The 18,211-nt window shown below is 70.5% G+C and carries 19 protein-coding genes and 1 riboswitch; of the genes, 17 read left to right on the forward strand and 2 right to left on the reverse strand.

What is annotated here, in order from left to right; translation table 11 throughout:
* Positions 1 to 3 precede the first annotated feature (3 nt).
* Positions 4 to 822 carry a helix-turn-helix domain-containing protein gene (locus QLQ85_RS07615; RefSeq protein WP_282738439.1) on the reverse strand — a complete coding sequence of 273 codons (819 nt, stop codon included), beginning with the start codon at positions 820 to 822 and terminating at the stop codon, positions 4 to 6.
* A 157-nt stretch (positions 823 to 979) separates the two neighbouring features.
* Here QLQ85_RS07615 and QLQ85_RS07620 point away from each other — a divergent pair, with 157 nt between their 5' ends.
* The 10 genes from QLQ85_RS07620 (at position 980) to thiE (ending at position 10,137) form a co-directional block, all read left to right on the forward strand.
* Positions 980 to 2,452: an alanine/glycine:cation symporter family protein gene (locus tag QLQ85_RS07620; RefSeq protein WP_282738440.1), complete on the forward strand. Its 1,473-nt coding sequence runs from the start codon at positions 980 to 982 to the stop codon at positions 2,450 to 2,452.
* A gap of 70 nt (positions 2,453 to 2,522) precedes the next feature.
* On the forward strand, positions 2,523 to 3,923 hold the full coding sequence (locus QLQ85_RS07625) for an aspartate ammonia-lyase (protein ID WP_282738441.1): 1,401 nt from the start codon (positions 2,523 to 2,525) through the stop codon (positions 3,921 to 3,923).
* A 2-nt stretch (positions 3,924 to 3,925) separates the two neighbouring features.
* A complete protein-coding gene (locus tag QLQ85_RS07630) occupies positions 3,926 to 4,948 on the forward strand; it encodes an asparaginase (protein WP_282738442.1) in 1,023 nt (340 codons plus the stop codon).
* 141 nt (positions 4,949 to 5,089) lie between these two features.
* On the forward strand, positions 5,090 to 5,437 hold the full coding sequence (locus QLQ85_RS07635; protein ID WP_282738443.1) for a hypothetical protein: 348 nt from the start codon (positions 5,090 to 5,092) through the stop codon (positions 5,435 to 5,437).
* A 137-nt stretch (positions 5,438 to 5,574) separates the two neighbouring features.
* On the forward strand, positions 5,575 to 6,015 hold the full coding sequence (locus QLQ85_RS07640; RefSeq protein ID WP_407650365.1) for a C40 family peptidase: 441 nt from the start codon (positions 5,575 to 5,577) through the stop codon (positions 6,013 to 6,015).
* A gap of 96 nt (positions 6,016 to 6,111) precedes the next feature.
* The gene (locus QLQ85_RS07645; RefSeq protein ID WP_282738444.1) at positions 6,112 to 6,777 is read left to right on the forward strand and encodes a response regulator; all 666 of its coding nucleotides are present in this window, start codon (positions 6,112 to 6,114) and stop codon (positions 6,775 to 6,777) included.
* Positions 6,774 to 8,162 carry an ATP-binding protein gene (locus QLQ85_RS07650; protein ID WP_282738445.1) on the forward strand — a complete coding sequence of 463 codons (1,389 nt, stop codon included), beginning with the start codon at positions 6,774 to 6,776 and terminating at the stop codon, positions 8,160 to 8,162. The genes QLQ85_RS07645 and QLQ85_RS07650 overlap by 4 nt, the downstream gene beginning before the upstream one ends.
* A 114-nt stretch (positions 8,163 to 8,276) precedes the next feature.
* Positions 8,277 to 9,065 (forward strand): glycosyltransferase family 32 protein, encoded by a 789-nt coding sequence (locus QLQ85_RS07655; protein WP_282738446.1) that lies wholly within the window; start codon positions 8,277 to 8,279, stop codon positions 9,063 to 9,065.
* Positions 9,062 to 9,337 (forward strand): hypothetical protein, encoded by a 276-nt coding sequence (locus QLQ85_RS07660; RefSeq protein ID WP_282738447.1) that lies wholly within the window; start codon positions 9,062 to 9,064, stop codon positions 9,335 to 9,337. Before QLQ85_RS07655 ends, QLQ85_RS07660 begins: the two co-directional genes overlap by 4 nt.
* Before the next feature lie 43 nt (positions 9,338 to 9,380).
* Positions 9,381 to 9,483: riboswitch (TPP riboswitch) on the forward strand.
* A 36-nt stretch (positions 9,484 to 9,519) separates the two neighbouring features.
* Positions 9,520 to 10,137 (forward strand): thiamine phosphate synthase, encoded by a 618-nt coding sequence (gene thiE, locus QLQ85_RS07665; protein ID WP_282738448.1) that lies wholly within the window; start codon positions 9,520 to 9,522, stop codon positions 10,135 to 10,137.
* Positions 10,138 to 10,143: 6 nt separating this feature from the next.
* Here the strand turns inward: thiE and QLQ85_RS07670 are convergent, their stop codons facing one another.
* Positions 10,144 to 11,019 carry a DMT family transporter gene (locus QLQ85_RS07670; RefSeq protein WP_240569720.1) on the reverse strand — a complete coding sequence of 292 codons (876 nt, stop codon included), beginning with the start codon at positions 11,017 to 11,019 and terminating at the stop codon, positions 10,144 to 10,146.
* A gap of 249 nt (positions 11,020 to 11,268) precedes the next feature.
* On the opposite strand from QLQ85_RS07670, the gene QLQ85_RS07675 reads away from it, so the two are divergent.
* From QLQ85_RS07675 to QLQ85_RS07705, 7 genes are all read left to right on the forward strand, one after another.
* Positions 11,269 to 11,916 carry a DUF1826 domain-containing protein gene (locus QLQ85_RS07675; protein WP_282738449.1) on the forward strand — a complete coding sequence of 216 codons (648 nt, stop codon included), beginning with the start codon at positions 11,269 to 11,271 and terminating at the stop codon, positions 11,914 to 11,916.
* A gap of 93 nt (positions 11,917 to 12,009) precedes the next feature.
* Positions 12,010 to 13,542, forward strand: coding sequence for an ABC transporter substrate-binding protein (locus QLQ85_RS07680; RefSeq protein ID WP_282738450.1), 1,533 nt, complete (start codon positions 12,010 to 12,012; stop codon positions 13,540 to 13,542).
* Positions 13,539 to 14,525 (forward strand): ABC transporter permease, encoded by a 987-nt coding sequence (locus tag QLQ85_RS07685; RefSeq protein WP_282738451.1) that lies wholly within the window; start codon positions 13,539 to 13,541, stop codon positions 14,523 to 14,525. Before QLQ85_RS07680 ends, QLQ85_RS07685 begins: the two co-directional genes overlap by 4 nt.
* Positions 14,522 to 15,346: an ABC transporter permease gene (locus QLQ85_RS07690; protein ID WP_282738452.1), complete on the forward strand. Its 825-nt coding sequence runs from the start codon at positions 14,522 to 14,524 to the stop codon at positions 15,344 to 15,346. Before QLQ85_RS07685 ends, QLQ85_RS07690 begins: the two co-directional genes overlap by 4 nt.
* The gene (locus QLQ85_RS07695) at positions 15,343 to 16,812 is read left to right on the forward strand and encodes an ABC transporter ATP-binding protein (protein WP_282738453.1); all 1,470 of its coding nucleotides are present in this window, start codon (positions 15,343 to 15,345) and stop codon (positions 16,810 to 16,812) included. Before QLQ85_RS07690 ends, QLQ85_RS07695 begins: the two co-directional genes overlap by 4 nt.
* 271 nt (positions 16,813 to 17,083) lie before the next feature.
* Positions 17,084 to 17,602 (forward strand): Hcp family type VI secretion system effector, encoded by a 519-nt coding sequence (locus QLQ85_RS07700; protein WP_282738454.1) that lies wholly within the window; start codon positions 17,084 to 17,086, stop codon positions 17,600 to 17,602.
* A 253-nt stretch (positions 17,603 to 17,855) separates the two neighbouring features.
* On the forward strand, positions 17,856 to 18,211 hold a 356-nt coding region (locus tag QLQ85_RS07705), incomplete at its 3' end, for a contractile injection system protein, VgrG/Pvc8 family (protein ID WP_282738455.1).

Below are 18,211 nucleotides of genomic sequence, written 5' to 3' on the forward strand. Positions count from 1 at the left end.
GCGTTACCCATCGCCTTGGTGCCGGGCCCGGAAGTGCTGCTCGCCGGGCGCCACGTCGTTGCGCACCGCGGCCAGCAGCTCGGCATCCAGGCCGGGATCGTCGAGGGCCAGCAGCCCGCATTGCGACAGCGCCTGGCGCAGGCCCACCTGCTCGTCGAGTCGCTCGTAGAGGACCCGCACGCAGCACGGCATGCGCTCGCTGTTGTCCGCCACGCCGAGCTTGAGCCCGGTGAGCCGGGTCACCTGGCTCCGGAAGCTCGGGAAGAGGATGGTCTGGGTGACCTCGTGGCCGTTGAGGGTCTCGTGATCCACCAGGAAGATCCGGTCGGCCAGCCTGACGACCACGCCCCGGTAGCGGTTGTGGAAGGGCCGGCTATTGGCCGGGGTCTGCATGCGCTCGGTGCGCTGGTAGACGATACCGCTCTCGCGCTCCTCCAGGCACACCAGGGTGCGGATCAGGTGCCCGGGGCGTGACATCGAGTGGTAGTACTCGAAGTAGCACCCCAGGTAGCGCGCCATGCCCTCGCGGCCACGCTCGAGCAGCTCATCGGGCCACGCCACGCCGCCGCCCCTGGGTGACCCCCGGGCCGCACGGCCCGCCTGCACCAGGGTGCGGAAGTCGTCGTGGGGCAGATAGAGCTCATGCTCCTCCACGCCGAAGAAGGCGCAGACGCGTCCCATGGCGGCATGCCTGGGCCGGTAGCGCCCCGTCAGGTACCGGTTGAACTGGGCACGATTGATCTCCAGCCGCCGGCACACCTCGGCGATGGAGGGGTAGTAGCTGCACAGCAGCCGCAGGTTGGCGACGAAATCGTCATGCATGTGGAGGGCTCCCAGTGCGCCACGCAGGGTGGTGCAGTCTGATGCACTCACCTTGGCGGATAGTGCACTGGAGTGCAACGCAGCGCCAAATCCCACGGCGCCTCGCGGCTGCTTCAATCGTCTCACGCTCTCAACAACACAACAGCGGAGACGTACCATGCTTGATCTTCTCAATGAGCTCCTGTGGGGCAAGATACTCCTCGTACTGCTGGTGGCCGTCGGTGTCGGCTTCACCATCGCCTCCCGATTCGTCCAGTTTCGCTACTTCGGCCGTATGTTCCGGATCCTCGGGGCCAGCCAGGCCTTCCGGCGCGACAAGCATGGCCACCTCAGCTCTTTCCAGGCGCTGGTGCTGTCGGTCGCCGGCCGGGTCGGCGGCGGCAACATCGCCGGGGTCGCCGTGGCCATCACCCTGGGCGGCCCGGGCGCCATCTTCTGGATGTGGCTGGTCGGCCTGATGGGCATGGCCACGAGCTTCCTGGAGTGCACCCTGGCCCAGACCTACAAGCAGGCCGAGGCCGGCGGCACCTACCGCGGCGGGCCGGCCTACTACATCGTCAAGGGGCTGGGTCGGCGCTGGGGCTGGCTGGCGGGCCTCTATTCCGTGCTGCTGCTGCTCACCTTCGGTTTCGCCTTCACTGCCCTGCAGTCCTATGCCGTGGCCACCTCCTTCGGGGACGCCTTCGGCGTGCCGGTGCTCTACAGCGGCATCGCCCTGGCCATCCTGGTCGGCCTGATCATCTTCGGCGGCATCAAGCGTATCGCGCGAATCTCCGAGGTGCTGGTGCCCTTCATGGCCGTCGGTTACCTGCTGGTCGCCCTGATCGTGGTGGGCATGAATATCGACAAGCTGCCGGGGGTGATCGCGCTGATCGTCAACAGCGCCTTTGGCCTCGAGCCGGCGGTGGGTGGCGGCATCGGCGCGGCCATCATGATGGGCCTCAAGCGCGGCCTGTTCTCCAACGAGGCGGGCCTGGGCAGCGCCCCGAACGTGGCCGCCGTGGCCTATGTCCCTCACCCGGCCAACCAGGGCATCGTGCAGGCCTTCTCGGTGTTCATCGACACCCTGATCATCTGCTCCGCCACCGCCTTCCTGATCCTGCTCAGCGGTGCCTATGTGCCGGGCAGCGGCGAGAACGTGGCGGGCATCGCCCTGACCCAGGCGGCGCTGGCCGATCATGTCGGCGAGTGGGGCAGAAGCTTCGTCAGCGTGGCGCTGCTGCTGTTCGCCTTCAGCACCATCCTCTACAACTACTACCTCGGCGAGAACAGCCTCAACTTCTTCAGCCGCGACAACCGTAAGCTGTTCAATGCCTTCCGCGTGGCCATCGTGCTGCTGGTGTGCTGGGGCGCTACCACCGACCTGAGCACGGTGTTCGGCTTCGCCGACGTCACCATGGGCCTGCTGGCGGTCGCCAACCTGGTCGCCCTGATCCTGCTGTTCAAGCCCGGGCTGCGCATCCTCAGGGATTTCGACGACCAGATCCGCCAGGGCATCGACCAGCCGATCTTCGACGCCAGCCGGCACCCCGAGCTCGATCTGGATCCGCGCGCCTGGGAGCTCGAGCCCGAGGACCTCGAGCGCCTGCAAGCTCGCGCCCCCGGCCAGCCGGCAAGCGCCGGCGACTGAACCGCCACGGCCTGCCGGCCCTGCCTTCCCGGCAGGGCTGGCCCCCCTGTCCCTTACCGGTGGAAGCTTCATGACGACACGTTTGGAACACGACCTGCTGGGCGAAATGACACTGCCCCAGGACGTCTGGTACGGCATCCAGACCCAGCGAGCCCTGGACAACTTCAGGATCACCGGCGTCCCCATCAGCCATTTCCCCGAGCTGGTGCGGGCCCTGGCGATGGTCAAGGCGGCCGCCGCCCACGCCAACCAGGCGGTGGGCACCCTCGAGCCGCACAAGGCCGAGGCGATCCAGGCCGCCTGCCAGGACATCATCGACGGCGCCCTGCACGACCAGTTCGTGGTCGACCTGATCCAGGGCGGCGCCGGCACGTCCACCAACATGAACGCCAACGAGGTCATCGCCAACCTGGCGCTGAGCAAGCTGGGCCACGCTCGGGGGGAGTACCGCCACCTCCACCCCAACGACGACGTCAATCGCGCCCAGTCGACCAACGACGCCTACCCCACGGCGGCCTGCCTGAGCCTGCAGTTCGCCGCCGAGCCGCTGCGGGACGCCATCGCCGCGCTGCGCGATGCCCTGCAGGACAAGGGGGCCGAGTTCGCCGATATCGTGAAGATGGGCCGCACCCAGCTGCAGGACGCGGTACCGATGACGCTGGGGCAGGAGTTCGAGGGCTTCGCGGTGACCCTGGGCGAGGACATCGACCGCCTCCACGACGCCTGCCGGCTGCTGTGCGAAGTCAACCTCGGCGGCACCGCCATCGGCACGGGCATCAACACCCACCCCCGGTACCAGGCCCTGGCGGTCGCACGCCTGGCGGCCATCTCCGGCAAGCCCCTGGTGCCGGCCTCGCACCTGGTCGAGGCCAGCTCGGACATGGGGGCCTTCGTCTACCTGTCCGGCATCCTCAAGCGCTTCGCCCTCAAGCTGGGCAAGATCTGCAACGACCTGCGGCTGCTCTCCAGCGGGCCACGCACCGGCCTCGGCGAGATCGTCCTCCCCGCCGTGCAGCCCGGCTCGTCGATCATGCCGGGCAAGGTCAACCCGGTGATCCCCGAGGCGGTGAACCAGACGGTCTATCAGGTGATCGCCGGCGACCTGGCCGTGACCCTGGCCGCCGAGGCCGGCCAGCTCCAGCTCAACGCCATGGAGCCGCTGATCGTCTACAACCTGCTCAACGCCATGCGCATGCTGTGCGAAGCCTGCCACATGCTCCAGACACGCTGCATCGAGGGCATCCAGGCCAATCGCGACCAGTGCGCCCGCCATGTGGAGGCGAGCATCGGCATCGTCACCGCACTGGTCCCGCACATCGGCTACGCCGATGCCTCGCGCCTCGCCAGGGCGGCGCTGCACAGCGGCACCACCCTCCGCGAGCAGGCCCTCGCCGAGGGGCTGCTCGACGCGGCCCAGCTGGACCGCCTGCTGAGCCCCCGGTCCATGCTGGCCCCGCACCTGGAGCCCTGACCATGCCGCGCCTGCTGATCCTGTACACCGGCGGCACCATCGGCATGCGGCCCTCCCCCGCTGGCTACAGGCCCGGCGAGGGTTTCGCCGAACGGCTGGCGACCCAGCTGGCGGCCCATGGCGGTGCGACACTCCCCGGGTATCGGCTGGTGGAGCTGCAGCCGGCCATCGACAGCGCCGACCTGACCCCGGAGGCGTGGAACCGGATCGTCGCCGTGCTGGCACGCCACTGGGACGCCCACGACGGCGTGGTGATCCTGCACGGCACCGATACCCTGGCCTACACCGCCTCGGCGCTCTCCTTCATGCTCGGCGCCCTGGACAAGCCGGTCATGCTGACCGGCGCCCAGATCCCCCTGGGCGAGCCGCGCAGCGATGCGCCGGGCAACGTCGCCACGGCGATGCAGGCGGCCGTTGCCCCCGGGGCGCCGCGCGAGGTCTGCGTCGTCTTCCATGACCGGGTGCTGCGCGGCAACCGCGCGCGCAAGGTGCGCAGCCAGGGCCTGGATGCCTTCGACTCGCCCAATGCCCCCTGGCTGGGCGAAGCCGGCATCGATCTGCGGCTTGGCCAGGCATCGGCCCTGCCCGGGGGCACGCCGGACTTCTCGCCGGTCGCCTTCGAGGCCGACCGCGTCGGCGTGCTCCATTGCCATCCCGGCATGTCGGCTCGCCTGGCGGAGGCGATGCTCGAGGATGCCCGGCTCCGGGGCCTGGTGCTGCTGACCTATGGCGTCGGCAATCCGCCGAGCCAGGAGGGACGCCTCCTGGCCGGCCTGCAGCGGGCCACGGCGCGAGGCCTGGCCACGGTCAACCTGACCCAGTGTCACCAGGGGCGCGTCCATCAGGGCGCCTATGCCACCGGCGCCGCCCTGAATGCCGCCGGCGTCGTCGCCGGTCGGGACATGACACCGGAAGCCGCCGTGACCAAGCTGCAGGTGCTGCTGGGCAGGGGGCTCGCGGGCGACGCCCTGCGCGAGGCCATGAGCCGGCCGTTGCGCGGCGAAATGACGCTGTCGACGCCGTGAGAGGAGGGTCACGCGGTTGGCATCGCAGGGCGTGAGCGAGGCGAATGCCTGCCGTATCGCCAGGGGGCTGGCCGGCCCATCCCCCTGCGCCTACATTGATGAGGGTACGCCCCTGAAATCGGAACGAGTCGAGGGTTCACCATGACCGCCATCGACATGAGCCTGGGTGATCACCTCACCCTGAAGGAACTGTCCCACGCGCTGTCCCACGGCCTCTCGCCCATCGTCGAGGTCGAGTCCCAGGACGGCATCTACATCGTGCGCTTCCACCATGCCAACGGGGTCTCGGAGCTGGCGGACGCCGACGGCAAGACCTGGACCTTCCTCGGCACCGGCGAGATCCAGGACGTGCTCGGCGACCTGGGCCTGACCCATGGCGTGCTGACCTGGGCCGACCAGTGCGGCGACGAGATGATCGGTGTGCCGGGACACGCCATCACCCCCGACGAGCGGCTGACCTACGGCACGCGCATCGCCTTTCGCTCCTGACCACCTCGGGCTAATGTAGGGGCATGACCATCAGCGAGTGATGCCGTTCGATGCGCCACCTGCCCTGCACGCCCCGTCGCGCCGCCCACCGGCGTCGCCCCGTCTTCGGCCCGGCCCTGCCCCTGCTGGCGGCAGGCATGGCGCTGCTGATGCTGGCCGGTTGCGCCGGCCGCGAGCTGGCCACCCGCGACACCGCCCCCGGCGAGGGCCTCTCCCTCGAGCGGGCACTGATCCTCGCCTCCGCCGAGCAGGCCCTCGGCACGCCCTATCGCCTGGGGGGCAACACCCCCGAGGCCCTGGACTGCTCCGGCCTGGTCGAGCTGGTCTATCGCAGCGCCGGCATCGCGGTGCCGCGCACCGCCGACGACCAGTACCGCGAACTGCCGGAGGTGCGCCAGGCCCGCCCGGGCGACCTGCTGTTCTTCGGCGACCGCCGCAAGGCCACCCATGTCGGCATCTACCGCGGCAACGGCCAGATGATCCACGCCCCGGGCCGCGGCCGCGAAGTGGTCAGCGTGCCGCTGCAGGTCGCCTACTGGCAGGACCGCTTCCTCGGCGCCGCCGCGCCGGCGCCCTGAGGTCACTCCGCCCCGGCTGCAACCCCGCCGACGCGGGATGCCATGAGACGCACCACCAACTGCTCGGTCAGCGACAGGAGTGATTCGGGACACGCTATGCGCATACTGCTGGTGGAAGACGACCCCAGCCTGGCGGCGGGGATTCGCCTGGCCCTGAAGCCGGAGCACTACACCGTCGACCTGCTCGCCGACGGCCGCTCGGCCCTGGCCGCCCTGAAGGGCGAAGAGCCCTTCGATGCGGTGATCCTCGACCTTGGCCTGCCCGGGCTCGACGGCCTCGAGGTGCTGGAGGCCGTCCGGCGCCGCGGCAACCGCGTGCCGGTGCTGGTGCTGACCGCCCGGGACGCCATCGACGACCGTATCCGCGGCCTGGATGCCGGCGCCGACGACTACCTGGTCAAGCCCTTCGAGGTCGGCGAACTCAAGGCACGCCTGCGCGCCCTGCTGCGCCGCAGCCAGGGGCTGGCCAGCAACGTGCTGGAGGTGCGCGGCATCCGGCTCGACCCGGGCACCCGAAGCGTCAGTTACCGCGGCGAGCCGGTGACGCTCTCGCGTCGCGAGTTCACCCTGCTGCAGGAGTTTCTCGGCCACCCGGGCCGGGTATTCACCCGCGACACCCTGACCCGGCTGGTCTACGGCTGGGACGAGGAGGTCGAGAGCAACGCCATCGAGGTGCACATCCACCACCTGCGCCGCAAGCTCTTTCCCGAGTTGATCCGCACGCTGCGCGGCATCGGCTACGTGCTGGACAAGGCCTCGTGATCTCGATCCGCCGCCGCACCCTCGGGGTGGTATTGCTGGTGTTCGGCCTGAGCATGCTGGCGATCGGCATCACCAGCTACCGCGACGCCGCCCATGAGGTGGAGGAGCTGTTCGATGCCAACCTGGCCCAGAACGCCCGCCTGCTGGAGGGGCTGGTACAGGCCCCGCTGGCCGCCGATCAGCGCGATGCCCTGCTGGCCAGCCTGGACAGCGCCCTGCAGCGGGCCGATCAGGCCGACAAGCGCATCGCCGGGCACCGCTACGAGAGCAAGCTCACCTTCCAGATCTGGCAGGACGACACCCTGCTGCTGCGCTCGGCCAGCGCGCCGGAGGCACCGCTCACGGCGCAGGCCGAGGGCTACCAGGATGCCAGCCTGGAGGGGCACGGCTGGCGGGTCTACGCCCTGAGCAATCCCGAACGGCCGCTGCGCGTGCTGGTGGGAGAGCGTGAGGACGTCCGCGGCGAACTGGTGACCCTCATCGCCCTGCGTACCCTGATGCCGGACCTGCTCGGGCTGCCGGTACTCGCCCTGCTGCTGTGGTGGGCGATCGGTTGGGGCCTCAAGCCACTCTCGCGGATGGCCGAGCAGATTCGCCGGCGCGACCCGCACAACCTGCAGCCGCTGATCCTGCACCCCCTGCCCCGCGAGCTGGACACCATCGCCGGCGCCCTCAATCGCCTGCTCGAGCGCATCCGCTTGCTGCGCATCCGCGAGAAGCGCTTCATCGCCGATGCCGCCCACGAGCTGCGCACCCCCCTGGCCGTGCTCGACCTGCACGCCCAGAACGCCCTGGCCGCCGGGGATCCCGAGGATCGCCGCGAGGCGCTGAACGAGCTGCGCGACGGCGTCGCCCGGGCCACCCGCCTGGTCGCCCAACTGCTCACCCTGGCCCGCCTCGACCCCGAGGACGACACCACCGAGACCGGACGCGACGGCGACCTGCTGCAGGAGACCCGGGAGGCGTTGGCCAAGCTCTCGCCGCTGGCCGCCGAACGTGGCCTCGAGATACGCCTGGACGCCGACGAGGATGCCGACTGGCAGCTTCGGGTCGAACCCGGTGCCATCGATACCCTGATCCAGAACCTGGTGAGCAACGCCCTGCAGCACTCACCCGACGGCGGGACGATCCGCGTCACGCTGTCGGCGGGCGATGACCGGGTCGCCCTGTGTGTCGACGACCAGGGGCCCGGCATCCCGGCCGAGGCGCGCCAGCGGGTGATCGAGCGTTTCCATCGGGCCGGCCCGGGCGCCGGTGCCGGCCTGGGGCTCTCCATCGTCGACCGGCTGCTGCAGCGCCATGGTGGACGATTGGTGCTGGAAGACGCCCCCGACCGGGGGCTGCGCGCCATGGCCTTGCTGCCACGACGCAAAGAACTCGACTGACGCCGGATCGTCATCTCTTGTTAAGTCAGCCTTAAGCTTCACCCCGCACGATGGTGTCGAGACGCGGCGCAACCCGCTGCGCGTGCTCTCGAATCCGACACCACAGGTCCCCCCATGAAGCCGCTGCATAGATTGTTGACCAATCGACTGATCAAGCTCATTGCCAACCTGCTCAAGGTCGCGTGCTACGCCTTTCACTACGCCTATCCCGACACGCGCTTCACCCTGCCGGCTCGAGCCAGCCCCCTGATCCGGAGCCGGCGGCCAGCCACCATTCCCCGCGTCCTCTGGCAGACCAACTTCACCGACCGCGTGACCCTGCCGGTCTACCTGAACTACCTGTTCAACCGCCTCATGGCGCCCGACTTCGAGTACCGCTTCATGACGACGGCGGCCCGTGCCGACTTCATCGCGCAGTACTACCCCGGCGAGATAGTTCGGCACTATTCCCGGCTGCAGATCGGCGCCGCCCAGGCGGATTTCTGGCGGGTCCTGGTGCTGCAGGCGCATGGCGGCGTCTACCTGGATATCGACGCCCACCTGACATGGCCGCTCGGCCGGCTGCTCGGATCCGATCGGCAGTCGCTGTTCATCAGGACCAAGCGCGACGCGCTCAACAACTTCTTCATCGCCAGCAGGCCCCACTCTCCCGAGCTGGAGGCCGTGATCCGGGCGATCAACGCCAATATCGAAGCGAACACGCTCGAGGGCGTCTTCGATATGACCGGCCCCGGGGTGTTCAACCGCGTGCTCGACATGGGCAGCCTGGACACCGTGCTCTACCGCTACGCCTGCACCCAGGGCAGCTTCACCAATGAGCACTTCCAGTACATCGACAAGCCGCAGGGCAAGTGGAACCGGGAGCAGAAGCGCGTCGCGGTCGTGAGGGAGGAGGCGGCATGAGAGCCAGACGAATCGATCCCCTCCTGCGCGCCGGCCTGCTGACGGTGGCGGGCCTGCTGCTGCTGGGCATCGGAGGGCTGACGGCGAGCTGGCAGCTCGTGGACCTGCCACTGGGAATGATCAGCCTGGCCGCAGGCGTCATGGCCCTGCTGTGGCCGGAGGACCGGGACACCGTGGCGAACGAGGCTGGCCCAGGCAGGCTGCGGAACGACTGCCTCAGCCTGACCCAGGCCAGCCTGCTCACCCTGGCCGGCTTTCACCTGCTGGCCTGAGCCCGGCGGCTTTACAGGAGCACGACCGGCATGGATAGTAGGAAGCCGACGACAGGGGCGCCGCGGCGACACCGCGCAGCGGCTGAGAGGTACCCTCGGAACCTGACCCGGATAATGCCGGCGTAGGGAGTCGTGCAGCGACGGCCTTCCGCTTGCCTGTACCTCCCCGCCGGGAGGACAGCATGCCAATCGACCTTTCCCTTTACCTGGTCACCGACCCCGGCCTCTGCGCCGACCGCGGGCTGGTGGACACGGTGGTCGCCGCCGTGCGCGGCGGCGTGACGCTGGTACAACTGCGCGACAAGCACGCCTCCACGGCCGAGCTGATCGACCAGGCCCGCCGCCTCAAGGCCGCACTCGCCGGCAGCGGCGTGCCGCTGATCATCAACGACCGCCTCGAGGTGGCCCTGGCCGCCGGGGCCGACGGCCTGCACCTGGGCCAGGACGACGGCGACGTGGCCGCCGCCCGCGCCGCCCTGGGCGAGCGGGCGATCCTCGGGCTCTCGGTGCAGACCCACGGCCAGCTCGCCCGCCTCGATCCGGGCCCGCTGGACTACCTGGGCCTGGGCCCGGTGTTCGCCACCCCCACCAAGCACGACCACGCGCGCCCGCTGGGCTTCGACGGCCTGGCCGCGCTGGTCGCCGCCAGCCCCCTGCCCACGGTGGCCATCGGCGGCCTCACGGCCGAGCATGCCGCGGCGGTGCGCTCGGCGGGGGCCGACGGCCTGGCGGTGATCTCGGCGATCTGCGGCCAACCCGATCCCGAGGCCGCGGCCCGGGCCTTCTTCGCGTCGCGCTGATCGTCCTCAGGAGGTGGGGCGGCGCTTCAGCGTCGTGCGGCGGTCGTGGTAGGCGATCGCCAGGCCGCTGCCGATGATCAGCAGACTGCCGACGAAGACCCAGAGGTCGGGCATCTCGCCCCAGAACCACCAGCCCAGCAGCACCGCCCAGAGCATGGCGCTGTAGTCGAAGGGGGCCGCGATGGCCGCCGGCGCGAAACGAAACGCCAGGGTGATGCACGCCGTCGCTCCGATACCGACGATCCCCGAGCCGAGAAACCCCAGCCAGTGCCAGGGATGCGGCGTCTGCCACACCCAGGGCAGGGTGACCGTGGTCACCATCAGCGGCACCAGGGTGATGTAGAAGACCATGGCCCAGAGATGCTCGCGGCCCCCGTAGCGCCGCGAGGTGATCATCAGCAACGCATAGAAGACCGCCGCGGCCAGCATGACCAGCGCGCCGGAGTGGAAACCCTCGCCGCCCGGCCGCACCACCACCAGCACCCCGGCAAAGCCCAGCAACGAGGCCGCCAGCACCTGGCGGTCGACCCTTTCGCCGAGCAGCGGCACCGAGAGCAGCGTGACGAACAGCGGCGCGGCGAAGGCGATGGCCGTGGCCTCGGCCAGCGGCAGCAGGGTCAGGCCGAGCACGAAGAAGACCATGGTGCCGGTGTAGATCAGCCCGCGGGCCAGGTGTACGCCGGGCCGGCGGGTGCGCAGCTTGCGCAGGCCGCCGCCGAAATGCGCCAGCAGCGCGATCAGCGGCAGCGACACCAGGGTACGGAAGAAGATGATCTGCAGCGGCGAATGCACCTCGCCCAGCCACTTGGCGATGGCGTCGCCGAGTGCCAGGCAGAAGACGCCCGCACACATGAACAGGATGCCCTTCAACGACGATGACATGGAGACCTCCCCGCCCCTCCGGCTAGCCGGCGCCCAAAAAACCACCCCGCCGGTCCAGGAGGCCGACGGGGCGTGATCGTGACGACAGGCTAGGAGGTTAGCAGACAAACGGCAACCGCCGGGTCGCCGACAGCCATGCGCTGGACGCTGGCGAGGATGCCGTCCTCATGTCGTGTCCGGGCATTGTCCGAGAGCCCCCTTGTTATGTTATATAGTAACCTTTATTTTTCTGCCGACGAGAGCCTCGCCATGGTCGCCCCGCTTCCCATGCCCCCGGACTGCCCCCACTGGGCCTACGGTCACGACATCGGCGTGCTGCCCCGTATCTTCGAGGACGATATCACCCTCGCCGTCATGGAGCGCACGCTGCCGGAGGCGCTGCGTGACAGCGTGGCGGCCCAGTTGCCGCCCGCGGCCAAGCTGGACTGGCACTGGCGCGGCGCTCCCGGCGAGGCCATGCGAGCCGACCTGCGGCGCCACCTGCCGGCGCCGGATCGGGCCGCGGCCCTGCTGGACGACATCGGCACCATCGCCAGCGCCCTGGCCTTCCTGTTCGATACCGGGACCATCGGCATCCGCCTGCGTCGCCTGGACGAGGCCATGTGCCCGCGCTTCCACGTCGACAACCTGCCGGTACGCCTGGTGACCACCTACGCCGGCCCCGGCAGCGAGTGGCTGCCCGAGCACGCCGTCAATCGTGCCGGCCTGGGCGCGCCCCGCGCCGACAAGCCGGCGATCGTCACCGACCCCGCCGCGATCGGGCGGCTCGGCGCAGGCGACCTGGCGCTGCTCAAGGGCGACGGCTGGATCGGCAACGAGGGCCGCGGCCTGGTGCATCGCAGCCCGCGGCCGGTCCCCGGCGAGACGCGCCTGCTGCTGGCCCTTGACCCCGGGTGACCCACCCCGGATGCGTCGCCCCGGATCAGGCGACCGAACCGGCGCCACCGACACCGCTTTCAACGACATACCCACCAAGGAAGACTGCACAAGATGTTCCCTCCCCGCCCCCTACTCGCCGGCCTCGCCCTGGCCTTGAGCTCCACCGCTGCCCTGGCCGATGCCCGCAGCCTGGATATCGTCGCCCCCTGGGAGATCACCGGTGCCGATCCCTCCACCTCGGGCTATGTGTTCGGCCGCATGCGGGTCGCCGAGACCCTGGTCGACACCGACGCCGACGGCCGGCCCGCGCCGGGGCTGGCGACCCGTTGGCACCAGGACGACGATGGCCTCGGCTGGCGTTTCACCCTGCGCGACGACGCCCGCTTCCATGACGGCTCGCCGGTCACCGCCGAGGCCGTCGTCTCGAGCCTCGAACACGCCCTGGCCAAGCCGGGCATTCTCGACTCGGCGCCGATCACCGCCATCGAGGCCGACGGCGACCAGGTGGTGATAAGCCTGGCGCAAGCCTTCGCGCCGCTGCCGGCGCTGCTCGCCCACTCGACCACCCTGATCCTGGCCCCCGCGGCCTACGGCGACGATGGCCAGGTGACGGAGATGATCGCCAGTGGCCCCTATCGGGTCGAGTCCCTGACACCGCCCCAACGGCTCACGGTGAGCCGCTTCGACGACTACTGGGGCGAGGCCCCCGAGATCGAACACGCCAGCTACCTGGCGGTGGGCCGCGGCGAGACCCGCGCGCTGATGGCCGAGAGCGGCGACGCCGATATCGTCTTCACCCTCGACCCGGCAAGCCAGGCGCGGCTCTCCCGCCACGACCGGCTCGACCTGCACGCCGAACCGCTGCCGCGCACCATCGTGCTCAAGACCAATGCCGGCCACCCCTTCCTCGACGACGACCGCGCCCGCCGGGCGCTGGGCCTGGCCATCGATCGCCCCGGCATCGCCAGCGGCCTGCTGCGCCACCCGGAGGCCGCGGCCGCCGAGCTGTTCCCGGAAAGCCTCGGGCCCTGGCACCTGGGCCTCGAGGCCGATGCGGCCCGGGACCTCGACCAGGCCCGGGGGCTACTGGCCGAGCTGGGCTGGGAGGCCAACGGCAACGGCATCCTCGAGCGCGACGGCGAGCCCTTCCGGCTGACCCTGCGCACCTTCTCCGACCGCCCGGAGCTGCCGCTGGTGGCCACCGCCCTGCAGGACCAGTGGCGCGAGCTGGGCGTGGATCTCGAGGTGGCGGTGGGCAACGCCAGCGAGATCCCCTCCGGCCACCGCGACGGCAGCCTCGAGCTGGGGCTGATGGCCCGCAACTACGGCCTGGTGCCCGACCCGCTGGGCACGCTGCTCGACGACTTCGGCAGCGATCCGGACGCCATGGGCGGCGACTGGGGCGCCATGGGCTGGTCGGATGCCGAGCTGGCCGATTGGCTCGACTCCCTGCGCCATGAGGCCGACCCCGACGCCCGCGCCGAGCTGGCGACCCGGGTCGCCAGGCGCCTGCACGAGGCGATGCCGGTGATTCCCGTGGCCTGGTACCAGCAGACCGCCGCGGTCAACGGCACGCTCGAGGGCTTCTCCATCGACGCGCTGGAACGCAGCTACCGCATCGACGAGCTGAGGTGGTCGGAATGAGCGCCACCCTGACACAGGCAGCCGTCGGCAGGGGGCGTGGCAAGGGGGTGGGCGGCCTGCTGCTGCAGCGGCTGTTCCAGGCCGGGCTGGTGGCGTGGATGGTCGGCACCCTGACCTTCGTGCTGACCCGTACCCTGCCCGGCGACATGGCCTATCGTATCGCCGCCGGGCGCTATGGCCACGACATGGTCAACAGCGCCGCCGCCGAGGCGGTACGCGCCGAGCTGGCCCTGGAGCAGCCGGCGTTCACGGCCTATTTCGGCTGGCTATGGGACCTGGTGCAGTTCGACCTGGGCCGTTCGCTGGTCAGCGGCGCACCGGTGGTCCACGAGCTGTGGCACCAGCTCGGCCATTCGCTGGGGCTGGCGGTGTCCGCCGTGCTGCTCTCGCTGCTGCTCGGGCCGCCGCTGGGCCTGGCCGCCGGCCTCAAGCCCCGCGGCGCCCTGGACCGCGCCAGCGAAGTCGCCGCCAGCGTGCTGCGCGCCCTGCCCCCCTTCGCCGTGGGCCTGCTGCTGATCTTGCTGTTCTCGGTGACGCTGGGCTGGCTGCCCGCCGCCGGCCACGGCCGCACCGCCCACAGCGTGCTGCCGGCGCTGACCCTGGCGCTGGCCCTGGCGGCGGTCTCCAGCCGGGTGGCGCGCAACGCCATGGCCGACGTCTCCCAGTCGGCCTACTACGCCTTCTCGCGCACCAAGGGGCTCAGCGAGCGGCTCAGCTTCCTGCGCCATGGCCTGCGCAACGCCGCGGTACCGGTGATCGCCTACCTCGGCGTGCAGTTCGTCTACCTGATCGAGGGCGTGGTGGTGGTCGAGACGCTGTTCGCCTGGCCCGGCATCGGCCACGCCCTGGTGCACGCCATCGTCGCCCGCGACGTGCCGATGATCCAGGGCACCGCCCTGGTCATGGGGCTGCTGTTCGTGGCGCTCAACACCCTGGTGGATATCGTCTGCCACCTGCTCGACCCCAGGAGGCGACACGCATGACGACCCTCGCGCTTCGATCCCGCGCCTTGCCCCTGCCATCGCTCGGCCCCCGCCAGCGCCTGGGGGCGGCGCTGCTGGCACTGCTGCTGGCCTTCGCCTGGCTGGTGCCGTGGCTCTTCGACGCCGACCCGGCCCGCCAGCAGCTGACCCGCATCCTGCAGCTGCCCACGCTGGCCGAGCCGCTGGGCACCGACCACCTGGGGCGCAGCCTGCTGGCCAGGCTGGCCGCCGCCATCCGCCTGTCCTTCGGCATGGCGCTGCTCAGCGTGGCCACCGCCGCGGTACCCGGCGTGCTGCTCGGCGTGATCGCCGGCTGGCGCGGCGGCTGGCTGGACCGGGGGCTGGGCAGCCTGGCCGATGCCTGCCTGGCGCTGCCCGGCCTGCTGCTGGTGCTGCTGCTGGTGGCCATCGCCCCGGGCAACTTCTGGGCGCTCTACGTGGGCATCTCGCTGGTGCTGTGGATCGAGTACTTCCGCCTGGTGCGCGCCCGCACCCGGGCACTGGCGGCCTCGCCTCAGCTCGAGGCGAGCCGCCTGCTGGGCTTCGGCCCGCTCTACCTGTTCCGCCGCCACCTGTGGCCGGAGCTCGCCCCCCAGGTACTGACCCTGGCCGCCTTCGGCGCCGCCAGCGCGATCCTGGCCATGGCCGCGCTCGGCTTCGTCAGCGTCGGGCTGCGCCCGCCCACCGCCGAACTGGGGCTGATGATGATCGAGCTGCTGCCCTACTACCACGAGGCCCCCTGGGCCATGGCCCAGCCGATCCTGGTGCTGTTCGTGCTGGTGATGAGCCTCAACCTGCTGGCCGGGAGGGACCCGCGATGACCTCGATGATGCCCCCGACACCCCTGCTGCGGGTCGACGACCTGGCGATCCACGGCGATGGCGTGACCATCGCCCCGGTCTCGCTCACCCTGGCCCCGGGCGAGCGCCTGACCCTGCTCGGCGAGACCGGCTCCGGCAAGAGCCTGATCGCCCAGGCGATCATGGGCACCCTGCCCCGCGGCCTCGCCGCCCGCGGCCGGCTGGCGATCGACGGCGAGGCCTTCGAGGCCGCCGACGGCCGCTCGCGCCGCCCGCTGTGGGGCCGCACCCTGGCGCTGCTGCCCCAGGAACCCTGGCACGCCCTGGACCCGACCATGCGGGCGGTGCACCAGGTCGCCGAGAGCCACCACCACGTGGCCGGTCGCGGCAAGCATGAAGCGCGCCAGGCGGCCAGGGCCGACCTGGCCGAGCTGGGGCTGGCGGAGGCCGGGCACAAGCTGCCCGGCGAGCTCTCCGGCGGCATGGCGCAACGTGTCGCGTTCGCCGCCGCCAGCGCCGGCGGCGCGACCATCGTGATCGCCGACGAGCCCACCAAGGGCCTCGACGCGCCGCGCCGCGACGCCGTGGTGGCACTGCTGGCGCGCACGCCGGAACGGGGTGGGGCCCTGCTGACCATCACCCACGACATCGACGTCGCCCGGCGCCTGGGCGGCGAGGTGGCGATCCTGCGCCAGGGCCAGGTGGTCGAGCGCGGCCCGGCCGAGCGCCTGCTCTCGTCACCGCAGAGCGACTACGGCCAGCGCCTGCTGGCCGCCGAACCGGCGCGCTGGCCGCCACCGCCGCCGCTCTCGGGCGACCGCGGCGCACCCGTGATCGCGGCCACCGGGCTGGCCAAGGCCCGCGGCGGCCGCGAGCTGTTCCGCGGCCTCTCGCTGGCCATCCATCCCGGCGAGATCGTCGGCGTGGTCGGGCCTTCGGGCTGCGGCAAGAGCACCCTGGGCGATATGCTGCTGGGGGTGGCCCACGCCGACGCCGGGGAGATCCACCATGCGCCGGGCTCGCCGCTCGGCCGGCAGAAGCTCTACCAGGATCCGCCGGCGGCCTTCTCGCCCCACTGGACGCTCGGCCGGCTGCTCGACGACCTGGTCCGCCGTCATCGCCTCGATCGCCGCGCCATCCCCCCCTGGATGGCACGCCTGGGGCTGGACGAGCGGCTGCTGGCGCGCCGTCCCGGGGAGATCTCCGGCGGCGAGCTGCAGCGCTTCGCCATCCTGCGGGTGCTGCTGCTCGAACCGCGCTTCCTGTTCGCCGACGAACCCACCTCGCGGCTCGACCCCATCACCCAGCGCGAGACCCTCGCCCTGCTGGTGGAACTGGCCCGGGAGCGCCGCTGCGGCGTGATGCTGGTCAGCCACGACCCGGCGCTGATCGGGCGGCTGTGCGACCGGCGGCTGTCGTTGGAGCAAGAGGTACCCGCGGGCAGAAAGCGTCGTGCGCGGCCCGAGACCACTCTCACGATGTCATAACCCTTTCATGGCAAGCAGTGCTTACGGCGGCCATCCTTGGCCGCCTTTTTTCACCGTGGCCGCCAACAGCGCCCCGCGTCGCGAGCAAGAAATGGCCCCGCGGGCAACTTCTTGCCCGTCCCGGGCAACGCATTGCCTAACCCCATTTAGCCCCGCTCCATAAAAAACAGCTAATCAATTGATGGACAATGATTTTCTCGACATTGGCACGCCGCCTGCTCTATACGGGGTGTCCATCGGACATTCTCTTACCTCGTCAAGGAGCAGACTCATGCCGACACCTTGCTATATCAGCATCGAAGGCCAGACCCAGGGCAACATCACCGCCGGGGCCTTCACCCCCGATTCCGTGGGCAACATCTACGTGGAAGGCCACGAAGACGAGATGCTGGTCCAGGAGTTCAAGCACGTCGTCACCGTGCCCACCGACCCGCAGTCCGGCCAGCCCTCCGGCCAACGCGCCCACAAGCCGTTCGTCTTCACCGTGGCGCTGAACAAGGCCGTGCCGCTGATGTACAACGCCCTGGCCTCCGGCGAGATGCTGCCCAACGTCGAGCTGAAGTGGTACCGCACCTCGGTGGAAGGCAAGCAGGAACACTTCTTCACCACCAGCCTGACCGACGCCACCATCGTCGACATCAACCTGCGCATGCCCCATGCCCAGGACATCCACAAGGCCGAGTTCACCCAGCTGATGGACGTCTCCCTGGCCTACCGCAAGATCGACTGGGAGCACACCGTCGCCGGCACCTCCGGCTCCGACGACTGGCGCGCGCCGATCGAGGGCTGAGGGTTAGCCTGGCGTGATGTCCCGCCCGCTCCCTGCTCGCAAACTCTCAGGCGCGGGCGGGGCATCACGCCCTTGGCGTCACGCGGCCAGTGCTTGCTCAGCGAGTGCTGGCCGCGTGGCGTGTCAGCGATCGACGACATTCCCTGTCAGCCATTGCCCTCAGCGGCCGGTTCGCCCTTGCCATGCCGGGGCACTCACGTAACCTGCCGGGCTATGGCGTGGCGCGCCAGCATCTTCCAGGAGGGAAGCCCAGATGGCCAACGCAACCGGACTGCAGTTCACCCTGGCCCTCGCCGGGGCCGACGACCTCGACCTGGCGGTGGTCGACTTCACGCTGACCGAAACCCTCTCGGCGCCCTTCGCGCTGGTCGTCAATCTCGCCAGCCGCGACGGCGACCTCTCGCCCGAGGCCTTCCTCGACCGCGAGCTGACCCTGACCATCTGGCAGGACGGCGAGGCGCTGCGCCGGATCCACGGCGTGGCCACCGAGTTCGGCCGCGGCGACCGCGGCCACCGCCGCACCCGCTACACGCTGACCCTCCAGCCGGCGCTGTGGCGCCTCGGCCTGCGCCACAACTCGCGGATCTTCCAGAAGGTCTCGCCGCTGAC

This window comes from Halomonas kalidii (assembly GCF_030010475.1).
Lineage (GTDB): Bacteria > Pseudomonadota > Gammaproteobacteria > Pseudomonadales > Halomonadaceae > Halomonas > Halomonas heilongjiangensis.